This is a genomic window from Ekhidna sp. (genome assembly GCF_040220215.1).
In the GTDB taxonomy this organism is placed as follows: Bacteria; Bacteroidota; Bacteroidia; order Cytophagales; family Cyclobacteriaceae; genus Ekhidna.
Map to the genome: position 1 here is coordinate 1 of NZ_JAVJTR010000005.1, position 15,859 is coordinate 15,859.

Annotated in this window: 15 protein-coding genes; 7 read left to right on the forward strand and 8 right to left on the reverse strand. The window is 39.1% G+C overall.

Annotated elements, in window-relative coordinates:
- Positions 1 to 473: 473 nt before the first annotated feature.
- Positions 474 to 1,268 carry a hypothetical protein gene (locus RIC88_RS00485; RefSeq protein WP_350215433.1) on the forward strand — a complete coding sequence of 265 codons (795 nt, stop codon included), beginning with the start codon at positions 474 to 476 and terminating at the stop codon, positions 1,266 to 1,268.
- A 116-nt stretch (positions 1,269 to 1,384) separates the two neighbouring features.
- Here the strand turns inward: RIC88_RS00485 and RIC88_RS00490 are convergent, their stop codons facing one another.
- The 4 genes from RIC88_RS00490 to RIC88_RS00505 form a co-directional block, all read right to left on the reverse strand.
- Positions 1,385 to 3,091, reverse strand: a complete 1,707-nt coding sequence (locus RIC88_RS00490; protein WP_350215435.1) for a PKD domain-containing protein — start codon at positions 3,089 to 3,091, stop codon at positions 1,385 to 1,387.
- A gap of 151 nt (positions 3,092 to 3,242) precedes the next feature.
- Entirely contained in the window at positions 3,243 to 3,944 is a 702-nt protein-coding gene (locus RIC88_RS00495) for a response regulator transcription factor (RefSeq protein ID WP_350215437.1), read from the reverse strand.
- 28 nt (positions 3,945 to 3,972) lie between these two features.
- A complete protein-coding gene (locus RIC88_RS00500) occupies positions 3,973 to 4,656 on the reverse strand; it encodes a LuxR C-terminal-related transcriptional regulator (RefSeq protein WP_350215439.1) in 684 nt (227 codons plus the stop codon).
- Entirely contained in the window at positions 4,632 to 5,321 is a 690-nt protein-coding gene (locus RIC88_RS00505) for a LuxR C-terminal-related transcriptional regulator (RefSeq protein WP_350215441.1), read from the reverse strand. Before RIC88_RS00505 ends, RIC88_RS00500 begins: the two co-directional genes overlap by 25 nt.
- Positions 5,322 to 5,391: 70 nt before the next feature.
- On the opposite strand from RIC88_RS00505, the gene RIC88_RS00510 reads away from it, so the two are divergent.
- The 6 genes from RIC88_RS00510 to RIC88_RS00535 all read left to right on the forward strand — a co-directional run bounded on the left by RIC88_RS00510 (position 5,392) and on the right by RIC88_RS00535 (position 12,106).
- Positions 5,392 to 6,111: an alpha/beta fold hydrolase gene (locus RIC88_RS00510; protein WP_350215443.1), complete on the forward strand. Its 720-nt coding sequence runs from the start codon at positions 5,392 to 5,394 to the stop codon at positions 6,109 to 6,111.
- A gap of 27 nt (positions 6,112 to 6,138) precedes the next feature.
- Positions 6,139 to 7,635, forward strand: coding sequence for a sodium:solute symporter family protein (locus RIC88_RS00515; RefSeq protein WP_350215445.1), 1,497 nt, complete (start codon positions 6,139 to 6,141; stop codon positions 7,633 to 7,635).
- A gap of 401 nt (positions 7,636 to 8,036) precedes the next feature.
- Positions 8,037 to 9,653, forward strand: coding sequence for a phosphoenolpyruvate carboxykinase (ATP) (pckA, locus tag RIC88_RS00520; RefSeq protein ID WP_350215447.1), 1,617 nt, complete (start codon positions 8,037 to 8,039; stop codon positions 9,651 to 9,653).
- Between the two features lie 123 nt (positions 9,654 to 9,776).
- Positions 9,777 to 10,307 carry an RNA polymerase sigma factor gene (locus tag RIC88_RS00525; protein WP_350215449.1) on the forward strand — a complete coding sequence of 177 codons (531 nt, stop codon included), beginning with the start codon at positions 9,777 to 9,779 and terminating at the stop codon, positions 10,305 to 10,307.
- Positions 10,297 to 10,836, forward strand: coding sequence for a hypothetical protein (locus RIC88_RS00530; protein WP_350215451.1), 540 nt, complete (start codon positions 10,297 to 10,299; stop codon positions 10,834 to 10,836). Before RIC88_RS00525 ends, RIC88_RS00530 begins: the two co-directional genes overlap by 11 nt.
- The gene (locus tag RIC88_RS00535) at positions 10,802 to 12,106 is read left to right on the forward strand and encodes a hypothetical protein (RefSeq protein ID WP_350215453.1); all 1,305 of its coding nucleotides are present in this window, start codon (positions 10,802 to 10,804) and stop codon (positions 12,104 to 12,106) included. Before RIC88_RS00530 ends, RIC88_RS00535 begins: the two co-directional genes overlap by 35 nt.
- Positions 12,107 to 12,134: 28 nt before the next feature.
- Here the strand turns inward: RIC88_RS00535 and RIC88_RS00540 are convergent, their stop codons facing one another.
- Genes RIC88_RS00540 through RIC88_RS00555 form a run of 4 tightly spaced genes read right to left on the reverse strand, consistent with a single transcriptional unit; the run spans position 12,135 to position 15,858 of the window.
- Positions 12,135 to 12,998 carry an FKBP-type peptidyl-prolyl cis-trans isomerase gene (locus tag RIC88_RS00540; protein ID WP_350215455.1) on the reverse strand — a complete coding sequence of 288 codons (864 nt, stop codon included), beginning with the start codon at positions 12,996 to 12,998 and terminating at the stop codon, positions 12,135 to 12,137.
- A gap of 13 nt (positions 12,999 to 13,011) precedes the next feature.
- Entirely contained in the window at positions 13,012 to 14,325 is a 1,314-nt protein-coding gene (locus RIC88_RS00545; protein WP_350215457.1) for a NupC/NupG family nucleoside CNT transporter, read from the reverse strand.
- A 1-nt stretch (position 14,326) separates the two neighbouring features.
- The gene (locus tag RIC88_RS00550; protein ID WP_350215458.1) at positions 14,327 to 14,908 is read right to left on the reverse strand and encodes a bifunctional nuclease family protein; all 582 of its coding nucleotides are present in this window, start codon (positions 14,906 to 14,908) and stop codon (positions 14,327 to 14,329) included.
- Positions 14,908 to 15,858 carry an electron transfer flavoprotein subunit alpha/FixB family protein gene (locus RIC88_RS00555; protein ID WP_350215460.1) on the reverse strand — a complete coding sequence of 317 codons (951 nt, stop codon included), beginning with the start codon at positions 15,856 to 15,858 and terminating at the stop codon, positions 14,908 to 14,910. The genes RIC88_RS00550 and RIC88_RS00555 overlap by 1 nt, the downstream gene beginning before the upstream one ends.
- Between the last annotated feature and the right edge of the window lies 1 nt (position 15,859).

Here is a 15,859-nt window from a genome sequence, read left to right on the forward strand (position 1 = left end):
CTTTAGATTCACCCCGTTGAATTATTTCAAGATTAGGATATAGTTTAATATCCTAAAATCATGTTTAACTAAAGGATACTGATAGGGGAACTTTAACTAACAGGCCAGGTCTTTAAACCTAACTAGTGATTCAATCCCCTAACAGATTATTTGGACAAACTTCAGGTAGAAATTAGGAACAGTCAGCCAGTTGGCTGATCAAATCCATTAGTAAGGTTTTGAAGCACATCCAAATGCTATCCTTCTTAACTACTCTGCCACGGTTGGTGTTGTCACCAACTGGCTTACAATCCATCTCGCCTCATCTATAACGAGGATGCCCAAACCGCAATCCTCTCAAATCCGAACCATCCTTTTCATTTTGAGAAAAAGAAACTAAGTAAAAACCTTATTCAAGAGCGCCAAATGCACTTTCTCTGTATTGGCATGTCGGTTGCTCTCATAGCATCGAATCAAAAAAAAACAAAATCAACATGAAAAAGATACTAGCAATCGCATTAATCCCGATGACACTACTTTGGTCATGCTCGGATGATGATGGGCCTGCTCAAGATCCGCAACCTAATATGCCTCCAGAGTCCAGTATGGCACCAAACTTTGAGAACTTTGAAGAAGATGGAGGCAGACTTGCAGCAGTAAACAACTGGGCCTACGCTGCAACAAGCGTTGGAGTATACTCAGCCATTTTATATTCTAACCTGGTTGTGCCTGTAACAGCATTTAAAATAGGCTTGAATCAGGATGCAACTTACAATACGGAAACAGAGCTTTGGATTTGGGAGTATGATATCAATGTGGCCGGCAAAGGCTCATACAATGTACGACTAACAGCTGACGTTGATGGTTCAGATGTAGATTGGACAGGATACATTTCTTTGGCCGGATCATTCGAAGATTTTGTATGGTTTGAAGGTAAATCAAACCTGCACGCAGATGCCGGATCATGGACACTTTATGAAAGCCCTGAAAGTCCTTCAGCATGGTTATCTGTTACATGGAGCGATGTTGAAGCGACAGGTGTGGCCACCTCAACTTTCAATGTGGAAAAAGAAGGAAACTTCTTTGAGAGCAGCATCACCTATACTGCAAATACAAATGCCGACTTCAATAGAAGCGTGACTATTGTAGACACAAATGCTTCCAATACCATTGAAGTAGATTGGAACAAACCAACAGGTGAAGGACGGGTAAAAAGCGAAGCTCACTTTGAAGACACTGCTTATCACTGCTGGGACGAAACATACAATGATACTGACTGCCCTTCATGATAGGATCAGTTAGCTATGGGCGAGAACCCTCCTATTCGGAGGGTTTTTCTATTTTTTAGTTAGCTCTATAGCTTGAACTCATTAAGTTAGACTTATGATTATCAAATAAATATCTGTTAATACCCCTGATTCTGTTCGATATTTACATTAGCATCAATCGCAGATTGCGGAATTGGAAGCAGTTGTTGGTAATCTTCTATATCAAGCATTTCTCTGGCTTTGTCAAAGCGCTTCATCACTTGAAATGCTCTTCCCTCATACCTGAAATCTTCTATCCAAACCTCAAATAAAATATCCAGAATTTCTTCACTTGTAGTTGTTGGCAAGCCTTCGTATCCATGTTTAGTGGCTAATTCATTATAAATGGCTTCAAAATCATTTATTTCATCAGCCTCATCACCAATAATCTCATCTGGATTTCTTTGCCTCAAATAGGTCTCTAAATAAATAAGTGTGGGTTCTGTTGCTCGAATAATCGGCACATAATCGCCTATGTTGAAAAAACTACTGAATTCTGCATCCCCGTCAGCTGCAAAACCCAAAATGTTTTCACGTCTCCATGCATTATCAAAAATTTCATCATAAGGACTCTCAATAAAAACATGATTTAACGCTATGTCTTCAAAATCGGCTTCTATATCAAAAGGATCTCTCAGCGTTAAACCGCTTATAGATGTCAGACCAAATCGCATTCTAAAAGCTTGAAGGAACACGTCTGTGAATGTCACATCAGAGCCATATTCGACATAGCCATCATCAAATTTCGGTAAACTGTTTGCCTGTCCCGAAATATCGTATATAAAAAGATCTGTATCCTCAATAGTTGCCAAGACAGCCACTCTCCAACTGAGTTCATCCGTTTTCCCAGGTCCGTAAAAAGGAATGTATCCGAAATAGTTCAATAAAATATGTCTAACATACGAGTCCACCACTTTCAATCTGCTTCCGTACAGTTCCATTAGGTTTTGATCTGAAATATTTGAAAGATTCAAATACATCAATGCGATATCATCCAATATTTGGAAACCATCATTCCAAAGCTTCTCCACTTTTGCGCTGGATGGAGAATATGAATGATCGTAAATATCAGACCAATCACCGCCCAACTGGTATTGATTTGTGAGCACGGCATCAAACAGATAAGTATATTGAATGAATTGCTTCAAGTCTATCAAAGCCTGATCATACTTCTCAATAATCTCACTCTCAGTTAGTTGTGGGGTAATTACTTCAATAAAGTCTTCCTTCTCACTGACACTAGTCCTACTCTCACCATCAGTGACAGCTAAAATAACAGTCTTGAAGCCGGTGGTTGAGTAAGTGACAATTGGATTTTGTTCCGTTGAGACTTCCGGATCTCCTCCGGGAAATTCCCACTCCCATGTAGCCGCTCCTTCAGTCACATCTGTGAATTGAACTGCCTCTCCAACTTCAACAACATTTTTATCCACTTCAAATTCGGCTACAAAGTCATCTATAACAATTGGGTCTGAATCCACCTCTATGTAATCCAATTTTTCCACTATATCAGTTTCAGTCCCATTAGAAACAGTAAGCGTAATTGATTTAAAACCTTCCTCTGAATATGTTACGATAGGATTCTGCTCTGTAGATGTTTCCGGGGTGCCTCCGGGAAACTCCCATTGCCATGTAGAAGGATTGCCTGTGGATTCATCGGTAAACTGAACCTGTTCCCCAATGTCTACAATCGTTTTGTCAGCTGAGAACCGAGCATCTAATTCGTTATTGGACTCATCCTCAAAAAAACAACCTGCAATAAATAGTGCAATAATGGTCAAAGTAAATAAATGATAATTTTTCATGACAGCTTGACTAGAATGTGAGAAAATGAATTACACAAAATCAATGACTGTAAAAGAAAAACATCAAAATCTGCTGGTCAATACCCAATATTGGGTATTGTTTTTTAGCGAAATAACCCTTATTGGGTATTGAGTTTAAATTAAGATTCGCTTATATAAGATTCATATCTCGCGACAATGTAAGTAACTCCGGGGTATTAGCGACATCAACCTTTCGAAGCATATTTTTTCGATGTGTATCCACTGTATGGCGGGAAATCTTAAGTGCTTCAGCAATATCACGAGAGTGAAAACCTCTAGCTAATAACCTTAAAACTTCTACTTCACGTGTCGAAAATATATCTTTAAATAACTCTACCTCCTGAAACTTAAGATCAAAATATTGAGAATTATCCCCCATTAGGCACCAACTTTTTGGGCTTGCCCTCATCCAGGTTACATCGGAATAAAATGAAACATTTCTAGTTATCTTATTATTAATAGCTCCACTGACAAACGATTTTCGACATACCGTATATTCTCGTCTATCCTTTCCTACAATCCGGAATATCAATTGACCATTGCAGCTTAGGACGTTATCCATTTGTGTATTAGCAAACTCCACTGCCTTAACCGCGTAATCGATAACAAAGGAAAGGTCTTGAGGGTGAATTAATTCGTAAATATCGTCCAGTGAACTGAATTCACTACAGCTAAAGCCTCCGATGCTTTGCTTGGAATTAATCTTAAAGAAATCTTTACCAGCTTCATAAGCTGGGCCAATATTCCTTCTATCAAAAAAGTTATGATGAATTTCGTCAGGTTGTGGAGTTTCAGAAAAAATTTGGTCGAGCTTACTACTAATCGGTTTCATAAATTAAAATCCTTAGCCATATTAATTACTATGCTGTACTTGTGGCTTCTGCTTTATTCAGCGTATTTTTTTTATGCATATCTCCAGTATGATGGAAGATTTTGAGGGCTTCCGTAATATCCCTGGAGTGAAAGTTTCGGGCAAGAAGTCTCAATATCACAATTTCCCGAGTTGTTAATATTTTGGAGAATTTTCCTGCTTTCGTGAATTTGAAATCAACAAATTCTGTACCCTCTCCATCCAGCTTCCACGAACCACTTTTCACACCGGACATCCAGGAAATATCTTTTAGGTATCCTTCATTTCGGGTTGCTTTACAACCGTTCACCCCATTTATAAAGCATTTTCTTAAAAAGGTTTTATAGTTTCCTCCTTTTGCTCTGATGCTAAAAACAATCTGTGATTTATATGTCAGTGGCTTTCCCATATTATTGTTGATAAATTCCAAACCTCGTACGGAGAAATTAACCACTTTATCTACATCATCAGGATGAATTAATGAATATATGTCATCTACTGAGCGAAAATCAGAAGCCGGGTATCCTGCCAGGATAGATTTATCCTGTGTCAAAAAAATGCCTTCTCCCACTTCATCTGATGGCCGATTGACTTCAGAGTCCCAAAAATTACGAATGGTCTCTTTTTTTGGTGCTTCAATCTGGAAGAGATATTCCGTATCGATCCGGCTTATATTTTTAGATTCATATCCCATGCTAATGATAATAACTCTGCGGTATTGGCCACTTTGGCCTTACGTATCATATTCCTTCGATGCGTATCTACAGTGTGCTTGGAAAGTTTAAGGCCTTGAGCAATATCTTTCGAATAAAATCCACGGGCCAACATTCTTAGGATTTCAATTTCACGTTTTGTAAAAATAAATTCCTGCCCAGTTTCACTTGAAGGGTGAAACCTAAAATGCTCTGCTCCTGGTCCTTTCAACTGCCAGGAGCCAACCTTCGGTTTCAGCCAGCTCACGTCACTTAGATAGGTATAATTAGATGCTACAGCATTATCTTTAATACCACTTATAACAGCATGCCTTAAGTAGTAGTACAATTTGCGATTCTTACCAATGACACGAAATACAATTTTTGTTTGAGACCGGCCCGGTTTCAGATTGCCACTATTAAAGTAATCAATAGATGCTTTGGAAAAACGGATGACCATTTCCCGATCTTCGGGATGGATCACCTCATACAGCTGCGAAATACACTTTATTTCTGAAGGTGCATATCCAAATAAATTTTGTTTGGTCAGACAAATAATGGACTTCTCCCTTATCTCATATTCAGGCTTTTTATCCAGAGACTGTGGGCTCAGGTAGCTATCGGTTGGCTCTTGCGAGAATCTTGAAATCAAATGTGAAATGTCCATTTTTTGATTTCGTGCGTTGATCTATCTCAATTTAATTAAATTTTAGCTAATACTAAACCAGTTTTCGCCTATGAAATTAGTCTGCCTACATGGAAATTCGTCATCATCAGCAGTTTTTAATGATCTGAGAGGTGCATTTGATGATGTTCACACTATTACATTTCCTGGTCATAGTGGGAATTTCTACAGTAATCCGGAGAGTGATTATAGCCTGAATGAACTTCGGGCATTTGCCATTCGACATATTCCACAAGACAAACCGTTTATCCTAATTGGAAACTCGTTGGGTGGTCATATTGCCCTTGAAGTTGCACCGTCACTTAAAAATTGTACTGGGCTTGTTTTGTTTGCTTCGCCTCCATTAAAAAGACCGTTGAATATTGAAGAAGCATTTATGCCTACGGAAGTATTAGGAACCTTCCTTGATGCACATCCCACGTTCGAATCAATAAAAAGTAGCATTGAATCACTTTGCGTAGATAATTCAATTGTTAAACTATTGGTCAATGATTTCAAAAAAACAGATCCGAAATTCAGAGAAGTGCTTGCAAAATCAATCGCTGATGGAGAACTAATGGACGAGGTGAAAATACTAGAGAAATTAACTATCCCTGTCTATGTAATACATGGAAAACAAGACCCCACCCCTAACATAGGTTACATCCGAAAGTTAAAAGGAATCAATAAAATATTCGAAATAGATAACTGCGGACATTATGCTTCACTCGATTCTCCTGAGAAATTTATTAAGATTATAAAAGAGGTTATCCAAGAAGTACATAATGATTAAATTGGCGGCTTATTTTAAATAAGCAACATGACCTATTTAATAGTAACCATTGGCTACATCCTCCTTTTAGCAGGAATCATCATCTACAAAAGCAGGGGTATAAAGAATGAAGAAGACTTTGTTGTAGCAGGCAGAAATGTTCCTGTCTATCTACTAGTTGGTACTCTGGTTACCACCTGGATAGGCTCAGGTAGTTTATTTGGTACTGCAGGCTTGACTTTTCAGGTTGGATTCTCAGAGCTTTGGTTTTCATTAGGTGCCTGGATCGGTATTTTGGCTGTTTACTTTATAGCGGCAAGAGTTCGTAGAATTTCGCAATACACACTTACCGATATTCTTGAAAAACGGTACTCTCCTCTTGCCCGCCTTTTAGGTACCATCACCATCATCGTTGCTTATCTCATTATTGCGGGGTATCAATTTAAAGGTGGAGGAAGGTTTCTATCCATTTTGACAGAAGGAGCTATTTCCGTTGAGCAAGGTACATTCATCACTTTTATCATTATAATAGCATTCACTGCCCTTGCTGGAATGGTGTCCATCGTTTCCATTGATATTTTCAACGGGATCATCATGATTACTGCCATTATCCTGGCCGTGCCATTTGCGATTAGTGGTTTTGGTGGTTGGGGTAATGTCATTGATACTATTAACGAAGTAAGTCCAAATCACCTTTCTATTACTGAAGGACATGAACCAATGTGGTATGTCGGGATTATGCTTCCTACATTAATCTTGCTTTTGAGTGAGAGCAGCGTATATCAAAAATTTTCTTCAGCGAAAGATGCAAAATCTGCAAAAAAGGCAGTGATGGGAATGTTTATTGGTGTTGTGGGAATTGAATTCCTGATGTGTCTTTTAGCTGTTGTAGGCTTTGCTATATATGCACACGACCCAAGGTTCTTTATGCCAGACGGAAGCGTGAATGCGCCCATGTCGGAAGAGATTATTTTACGGATTGGTTTCGAGAAACTTCCTGCTTTTGTAGGATCACTACTTTTTGCAGGCGGGGCTGCTATTATTTTATCTACAGGAAACACATTCCTAATGGTCACCTCAACTAATTTCTCTAGAGACATTCTTGAGAAATATTACATTAAAAACGCATCGGACAAAACAAAACTGATTATTCAGCGAAGTGCGATCGTCATACTTGGCTTCATTGCCTATTTGATCATGACACAGTTCGAAGAGATTTTGTCGATGGCATTTATTTCTTACACCATGATTGGTGCGGCATTGGCACCTCCATTGTTAGCAACCTTCTTCTGGAAGCGAGTGACAAAACAAGGAGGAATTGCATCGATTTTAGCCGGAATGCTATCCGTCATCCTCATTGAAGTCTTTACCCGATCCACGGCGGCAAATCCATTGGATCTTGGATGGTTTTCATTTATCTATGATTCAAAGATGATCGCTATTCCGGCATTAATAACTTCTATACTTGCTTTGGTGATTGTAAGCTTATTAACCAAGCCAACACCAAAAGAGGTGGTTGATCCTTTCTTTGAAAAAGAAGATTAACTGAACCCTATACCCTTGCGAAGGCTTTTGAAAAAACTGGAGACTTAGGCATTTAATAGGAACGAAGCTAGAGATTCCCTTGCCGGCTCGCACAGCGCATTCCATAATGCTTTCGTCTTAACCATTTTATTGCTTACTATGCCCTGACCTTTCTAAAACCGTATGCCCTTGTGAAGGCTATTGAAAAAGCTGGAGACTTGGACATCCCAATATTAGATCATGAGATTCCCAAGTTCGATTCGTACCTTATCGGCAAGGGAATATTGGCTAGCTAATTGAAAAGTATAAAAAAGAAATTGTCAATCCTTTTTTCGAGAAAGACTGACATCAAGTAACTTCGCGCAAACGTTTGAGTCCCGATCAGTTCGGGATTTTATTATTTATCAACACCCCATTAAAAAATGCAAGAATACGGCGTAAAATCCAGCAAAAGCGATCTTTCAAACTTAGGCATTAAGGTAAAAGAAGCACATTGGAATCTGAGCCAATCAGAACTTATTGAGGAAACACTGAAGCGCGGTGAAGGTGTACTTACCTCTACTGGTGCTTTGATGTGTGATACGGGTAAATTCACCGGACGGTCTCCAAAAGATCGATTCGTGGTAGAAGATGCAAACACCAAAGATTCCGTTTGGTGGGGCAATATCAACATTCCTTTTTCAGAAGATAACTTCGACAAGCTTTACAATAAGATGGTAAAGTTCATCGAGGATAAAAAAGTATATGTGCGAGAAGCGTATGCTGGCGCTGATAAGACTCACAGATTAAGAGTGCGTGTCATCAATACCATGGCATGGCACAACCTGTTTGCCTACAACATGTTCTTGCGCCCTGATGAATATAAGATCAAGGATTTCGATCCAAATTTCACTATTCTGTGTGTTCCTGAATTTCAGGCCGATCCTGAAACAGATGGTACACGTCAGTCAAATTTCGCCATTATCAATTTCACCAAGCGCATGATCCTAATTGGAGGAACCGCTTATTCAGGTGAGATGAAAAAAGGTATATTCTCTGTTCTAAACTACATGCTTCCCCACGAGCAAGGAGTACTGAGTATGCATTGCTCAGCTAACATGGGGATAGAGCAAAAAGATACAGCCATCTTCTTCGGACTCTCCGGAACAGGTAAAACAACCCTTTCTGCAGATCCTAATAGATTGTTAATTGGAGATGATGAGCACGGCTGGACTGAGAAAAACGTATTCAACTTTGAAGGTGGATGCTACGCTAAAGTGATTGATCTGACCGAGGAGAAAGAACCAGATATCTACAAGGCTATTCAGTATGGTGCAATCCTTGAAAACACTCGATTCAAAGAAGGATCGAGAGAGGTGGATTATGAAAACTCGTCTGTTACTGAAAACACACGAGCTTCCTACCCTATCCACCACATCAGAAATGCGATGGAGCCTTCTATTGGTGGCATTCCTAAAAATATTTTCTTCCTTACCTGTGACGCTTTTGGTGTAATCCCTCCTATTCAGCGATTGAACAAAGGCCAGGCGATGTATCACTTCATTTCCGGATATACATCTAAAGTTGCTGGGACGGAAGCTGGAGTAACTGAGCCGGAACCGGTATTCTCAGCATGTTTTGGAGCTCCATTCCTACCACTTCATCCTACCAAATATGCTGAAATGTTAGGTGCTAAAATGGACAAACATGAAGTAAACGTATGGCTGATAAACACCGGATGGACAGGCGGTCCTTATGGTGTGGGGAACAGAATCAGCCTGAAGTATACCCGAGCTATGATCACAGCAGCATTGAACGGTCAACTTGACAATGTTGGATATAGAACGCACTCTATTTTCGGTGCGGAGATTCCAACGACATGTCCGGGTGTACCAAATGCGATCCTGAGTCCGAGAGAAACATGGAAAAATGATCAGGGCTTCTATAAGAAAGCTAACGATCTGGCCTCTCGATTTGTAGAGAACTTCAAGAAGTTTGAGGAGTTTGCCAGTGATGATATCATGGCTGGTGCTCCAAAGCAAAACGAAAGCTATAAATAGTTAAAGCTTAAAATCTAAAAAACCCTGAGTCAGTAGCTCAGGGTTTTTTTATGCCTAAACTTTTATCTTCATACAACCTTTTGGACTTTATATCATCCTACCCATAGAAAACGCCAATAGCCTGTGACCGAAACACAAATAGTCTGGATTAAACAACTAAAGAAGGGAAACGAGTTGGCGGCTTTCAACCTATATAACAGTTATGCTAAAGCTATGTATAGTACACTCACAAGGATGACCAATGATAATGATGTAGCCAAAGATTTACTTCAGGAAGCATTTGTCAGGGCCTTTAGAAAAATTGGAGATTTGGAAGATCCAATGGCTTTTGCAGGGTGGCTTAAACGTATTGTGGTGAATATAGGTTTGGAGTACGTTCGAAAAAGGAAAATCTATTTTGAAGATATCCAGGATCAACAAGATCTTAAATCTGAAGAGTTAGATGAAAAGCTGGTTGATAATAAAACACTGCATAATGCGATAAAAGAGCTACCGGATGGATGCCGAACAGTATTATGCCTTCATCTACTGGAAGGTTATAAGCATAGAGAAATCGCTGAGCAGCTTGGAATTACTGAATCAACATCCAAGACTCAATTCAGGCATGCAAAGCAATTATTGAAAACTAAACTTCAACATCATTATGAATATTGAAGAGATTATAAAGAAAAAGAAAGATCAACTAGATATTGAATCACCACCCGCCGAATTGTGGGATGGTATAAAAAAACAGTGGAAGCCTGAGCAGAGATCAACCATGCAATGGTGGAAAGCTGCAGCAGTTCTGTTCATATCTACATCCATTGGATTGCTGATTCATAATATCACTTTACAAAATAAGGTAGAAGAACTTGCCACTCTTGGAGATATATCAGAAGAGTACAAGGCAATTGAAAAAAACTATCTCACAGAGATCAGCCACCTGGAGGCATCAATTCCTTTGAAGCAGGTGAAGTCACAACAAGACTTTGTTTGGATATTCGAAGAGTTAGAAACACTTGACCAAATCAATCTAATGTATCGGCAAGACATTGGTAAAATCAATAAAGCACAGCTTGTAGGAGTCTTGATGGACTATTATGAAAAGAAGATCAGACTGCTGAAAAAGCTGGAACTGGAAATAAAAAGGACTAATAAATTTAAAGAAAATGAAGAAACTAATACTAATAGCATTAGCCTGTAGTATAACATTATGGGTACAGGCCAAAAATGATGGAGAAACAAGGAGTACAAAGGTTACCTTGTCAATATCTTCATCCGACAGAATAGATATTCAGGCCAAATACACTGAACTCATAGTTGAAACATGGGATAAAAATTCAGTAGAAATAGAAGCTTCCGTGCGCTACGACGGAAAAATGACTGATAAAATCCAGGAGTTTTTGGATCAGTTCGAAGAGTTGGTTAAAAAAAATATCAACTACACTGGTAGTCAGGTTTCAATCAATTCAGATCTTGATTTTCCCAACCGAGGAATAAAAAAGTCCTTTTTTGGACTTGTAATGGAGATTAACCTGGGCGATTATGACGATGCTCAGCTTATATATAAAATCAAAGCCCCTGCTTCCAGCCCCTACACGATTAGAAATTCTTATGAAGATGTCAAACTCATTGGGAATTTCGGTGATGTTGATTTCACGCAATACTCAGGAGATTTAGTAGCTGGCAATATAAAAACAGCCAAAATGAACCTGAAATATGGATCGGCAACCATCGAAAGTATTGAAAATGCAACCATGGAAATCTACGAGCAAAAATTGAACTCACGAAACATAGGCAAATTGGAAATAAACACTAAATATTCAGATTTAGAATTAAATAATGTGAGAACAATGGAAGCTACTTCGTATGAATCTGATATTCAAATTGGAGCCATAGAAGAGCTAAATGGAAACTTTAAATATGGCGAAATTAATATTGATGAAAGGTTGGGTGATGCGAGGTTGACGCTATATGAAATGGACATAGAGGCTGAGAAAATCGGCACAATTAGACTGGAAAACAGCAAATACAGCAACTTCGATATTGATGAAGTAAAATCTATTGTTTTTGATCAATCGTATGAGGATGAAACTGAGATCGGGGTTCTTGGAACATTTAAAAGCCTCAACTCTAAGTATGGGAATCATTCGATAGGCTCTTTGACAGGAAGTGTGGATTTGAATGCTTATGAAGATGAATTGGAGATTAACAAATTAAACTCATCGGTCACACATATTTCAATTGATGGGAAGTACATTAATTCTCGAATCGAAATCAGAGATGTATCTTTTATTTTAAGAGCAGATGTAAAATACGGAAGTGTTGATTACGATGAAGCAAAAGTAAATGTGACTCGCTACATCAAGGACGATGATAAGTTAGAAGTTGAAGTTCAAGCCAAAAATGGTAAAGGAACCAAGCCAATCGAGATATCAGTCAAAGGATATGAAGTGGATATAGATTTGAATTAGTATCAAGCCACCACAATGGTGGCTTTATTTATCGAATTGAAATTAATTCTATTTCAAACACTAAAATTGCATTGGGAGGTATGGTTTGGGTACCTTCAGTTCCATAACAATACTTAGATGGTGAATAGATAATTATTTTGCCCCCCTCCTTCATTTCAGGGATCATTATTTGCCAAGCTTCAATCAAATTTGGTAAGGAAAACACCACACCTATTTCATTTGAGTCAAAAACATAATCATTTAACAACCTGCCAATGTACTTTACTTGTACATCATCCTGAGAGGTAGGGCTACTTCCACTTCCTTCTTCTTCTACGGCGTACCTAATTCCTGAAGGATGTACTTCCGCTTCAATATTCTTTTCAAGAAGATATTCATCAATAATACTTTCATCAACAACTAATTGATCTTCTTCGTTTTTAATAATTGACAGCAACTCTATTTCAAATATAAAATTTGAATTAGGTGGTACATTACCGGACTGCATGGATCCGAAACAGTAGACCGAGGGGGCATAAACAGTCATTTTACCCTTCTCCTTCATTTTTGGAATAGTGATTAGAAGAGCTTCTATTATGGGGTTTACCAGTTCCAGTGTAAACCCAATTGTATCCTGAATATGAACAGGGCCATCTAGAATAGTTCCTACGATTTTCAATGAAATAAAATCACCCACTTCAGGCATTTCTCCAACCCCATCTTCAGTATGGACAAAGTGAATTCCAGATTCATCCTTTTGAGTTGCGATATTATTATCATCCAAATAATCTTCAATGATCTTGACATCAATAGCAAGCTGCTCCTCAAATGATGGCATGGTTACATCATCTTTACCGCAACCAGATATGATTAATGAGCTTACTACAAATAGGAATAAAGTTGATTTTTTCATGTAGGAAATATTTTTATCCAAACAAAGCGCCAGCAATGGTAGCTGTCATCATAGTAGCGAGTGTGGCTGCAACAAGCGCTCTCAAGCCAAGTCTAGAAAGATCAGCTTGACGGCTAGGAGCCATCCCGCCAATACCTCCAATTTGAATTGCAATTGAGCTGAAATTTGCAAATCCACAAAGAGCATATGTAGAAATAATAATTGATTTCTCCGATAGCAATCCTGCAGACTTCATATCCGCCAAACTAAGGTATGCAACAAATTCATTTATCACCGTCTTCTGCCCTAATAAGGAACCTACTTTGATCGTTTCTGCCCAATCCACTCCCATGATGAATGCAAATACCCTGAAAACTTGTCCAAGAATATATTGAAGTGAGAAGCCTTCAAATGCCCCATTAGTCGTCCTGATTACAAATTCATTCAAGCCAAACAACTCACCTATTCCATCTACCAAAATCCAGTTCAATGCAAATATGACTGCTATAAAGGCCAAAAGCATTCCAGCAATATTCAATGCCAGTTTCACTCCATCCGAGGCTCCCCTTGCCAAAGCATCGACAAGATTTACCCCAATATTTTCTTTATTTACTTTAAGACTACCATCAATCTTTTCCGGTTGGTCTTCGGGTAGGAAAATTTTTGCCATCACAATTGCGGCTGGTGCATTCATAATAGATGCGCTCAACAGATAAGTAGCGAAAATCTCCTGCTGCGCTACGTCACCACCACCAAGAAACGAGACATAAGCTCCAAGCACACTTCCGGCTATTGTGGCCATGCCGCCAGTCATAAGACAATTCAGCTCAGAATTGGTCATCTTTCCTATAAAAGGACGCACTAAAAGTGGAGCTTCAGTTTGACCTAGAAAAATATTGCCGGCGGCAGATAAACTCTCGGCTCCAGACAACCGCATTGTTTTCGCCATGATCCAGGCAAAACCGTATACAATCTTTTGAAGTAACCCCAGGTAGTACAACCCGGCAGTTACAGCTGAGAAGAAAATTACAGTAGGCAATGCCTGAAAGACAAACAAAAAACCAAGGTTGTGATTGGCATCCTGAATCGCATCACTATTTTTAGCCAGGTCACCATATAGGAATTCTGCCCCCTTTAATCCGAAGTTGAGGAACTTTACAAATCCGGAACTCATTAAACTGAATAGCTGATTGACGAATTCTACATTGGCTATCATCAGCCCTATCACTACCTGAATCACAATGCCTATTCCAACCAGTCGAAAATCAACTCGTTTTCGGTTGCCGGAAAGCGCCCATGCTATAGCCACCAAGCCAATTAATCCGGCGATTCCTCTTATGTACTCCATGTTAGTTTCGCTTATTCAGCACATCTCTGATACGAGCTGCTTTTTCATAGTCCTCTTTGTCCAGCGCGTCATTTAATAGCTTTTCAAGCTCGCTGGATGAAAGGTCCTCAATGCTGGTTTTCTCAGCCTTTTTAACATCCTTCTGCACGATTTCTTCCTCATACTCATCTGTTAAAACAATGCCGGCTTCTGTCATGATATTTTCGTTTGTAAAAAAATCAACATCGAATCTTAAGCCTATTGCGATTGCATCTGAAGGACGAGAATCAATTTCAAAAATTTTTCCTTCATGTTCGCAAATGATTCGAGCGAAGAACACCCCCTCTTTTAGGTCTGAGATATAAACTTCTTTTACGGAGATATCAAAATTGTGGGAAAAGGCCTTAAAAAGATCATGAGTCATCGGACGGTTTGGGACAATCTTCTCAATCTCTATGGCGATTGCCTGGGCTTCAAACATGCCAATGATGATTGGCAGCCTCCTATTTCCTCCTGACTCTCCAAGAACAAGCGCAAAAGAGCCTGATTGGGACTGACTGGATGACAGTCCCAATATCTCTAATTTTATTTTATCATCGGCCATTAACCCTGTGCCTTCTTGATTGCTTCAATAAGTTTTGGAACTACATCAAAGGCATCTCCTACAACACCATAATCTGCAGCCTTGAAAAACGGAGCTTCCGAATCCTTATTAATGACAAGAATATATTTAGAAGAGTTCACCCCTGCTAAATGTTGAATTGCTCCTGAAATTCCAATAGCAATATACAATGAAGGACTAACTTTTATGCCTGTCTGACCCACGTGCTCGTGGTGAGGCCTCCAGTCCATATCAGAAACAGGTTTGCTACAACCTGTAGCAGCTCCTAATGCTTTAGCTAATTCCTCAATCATTCCCCAATTTTCGGGCCCCTTAAGCCCTCTTCCACCGGAAACAACTAAATCAGCTTCAGGTAATAGAATATCACCTTCTGCTTTCTCAACCTTAGTAGTTTTTACGGTGAAATCTGAATCATTGGTTGATGGCGAAAAATCCACTACTTCAGGTGAAGAACCATCTTCTTTAATAGCAATTGCATTCTTCTTGATAATGATGATCTTTTTGTCACCTTCAAGGTTCGTATTAGCAAAAGCTTTTCCTGTATAAATGCTCTTCTTAACTGAATAACCGTCTGAAGTATTAGGAAGATCAGTCACATTGGATGCTAAAGAAGCATCTACCTTAATAGAAACACGTGCCGAAACAGGATCACCTAATGAACTCTTAGCTAATACCAAAAGATCAGAACCTTCTTGGTTCATAGCTTCAGCAATAGCTGACGCATAAGCCATAATGTTTGGAGCAGAAAGTTTATCATCAGTCACACTCAATACCTTGCTGGCCCCAGCTTTACCGATTTCATCCATGTCATCGGTTTTACCAAAAACAATAGCGGTAACATCACCAGCTACAGCTTTAGCATAGCTAACAGCCTCTAACGATGATTTTTTTACTTTTCCTTCGTCTAATTCTACAAATGCTAATGCTGCCATG

Bases quoted from the DNA above. Each gene is read 5' to 3' on its own strand.
- RIC88_RS00485 (WP_350215433.1), top strand. From the start codon at position 474: ATGAAAAAGATACTAGCAATCGCATTAATCCCGATGACACTACTTTGG.
- RIC88_RS00490 (WP_350215435.1), bottom strand. From the start codon at position 3,091: ATGAAAAATTATCATTTATTTACTTTGACCATTATTGCACTATTTATT.
- RIC88_RS00495 (WP_350215437.1), bottom strand. From the start codon at position 3,944: ATGAAACCGATTAGTAGTAAGCTCGACCAAATTTTTTCTGAAACTCCA.
- RIC88_RS00500 (WP_350215439.1), bottom strand. From the start codon at position 4,656: ATGGGATATGAATCTAAAAATATAAGCCGGATCGATACGGAATATCTC.
- RIC88_RS00505 (WP_350215441.1), bottom strand. From the start codon at position 5,321: ATGGACATTTCACATTTGATTTCAAGATTCTCGCAAGAGCCAACCGAT.
- RIC88_RS00510 (WP_350215443.1), top strand. From the start codon at position 5,392: ATGAAATTAGTCTGCCTACATGGAAATTCGTCATCATCAGCAGTTTTT.
- RIC88_RS00515 (WP_350215445.1), top strand. From the start codon at position 6,139: ATGACCTATTTAATAGTAACCATTGGCTACATCCTCCTTTTAGCAGGA.
- pckA (WP_350215447.1), top strand. From the start codon at position 8,037: ATGCAAGAATACGGCGTAAAATCCAGCAAAAGCGATCTTTCAAACTTA.
- RIC88_RS00530 (WP_350215451.1), top strand. From the start codon at position 10,297: ATGAATATTGAAGAGATTATAAAGAAAAAGAAAGATCAACTAGATATT.
- RIC88_RS00535 (WP_350215453.1), top strand. From the start codon at position 10,802: ATGAAGAAACTAATACTAATAGCATTAGCCTGTAGTATAACATTATGG.
- RIC88_RS00540 (WP_350215455.1), bottom strand. From the start codon at position 12,998: ATGAAAAAATCAACTTTATTCCTATTTGTAGTAAGCTCATTAATCATA.
- RIC88_RS00545 (WP_350215457.1), bottom strand. From the start codon at position 14,325: ATGGAGTACATAAGAGGAATCGCCGGATTAATTGGCTTGGTGGCTATA.
- RIC88_RS00550 (WP_350215458.1), bottom strand. From the start codon at position 14,908: ATGGCCGATGATAAAATAAAATTAGAGATATTGGGACTGTCATCCAGT.
- RIC88_RS00555 (WP_350215460.1), bottom strand. From the start codon at position 15,858: ATGGCAGCATTAGCATTTGTAGAATTAGACGAAGGAAAAGTAAAAAAA.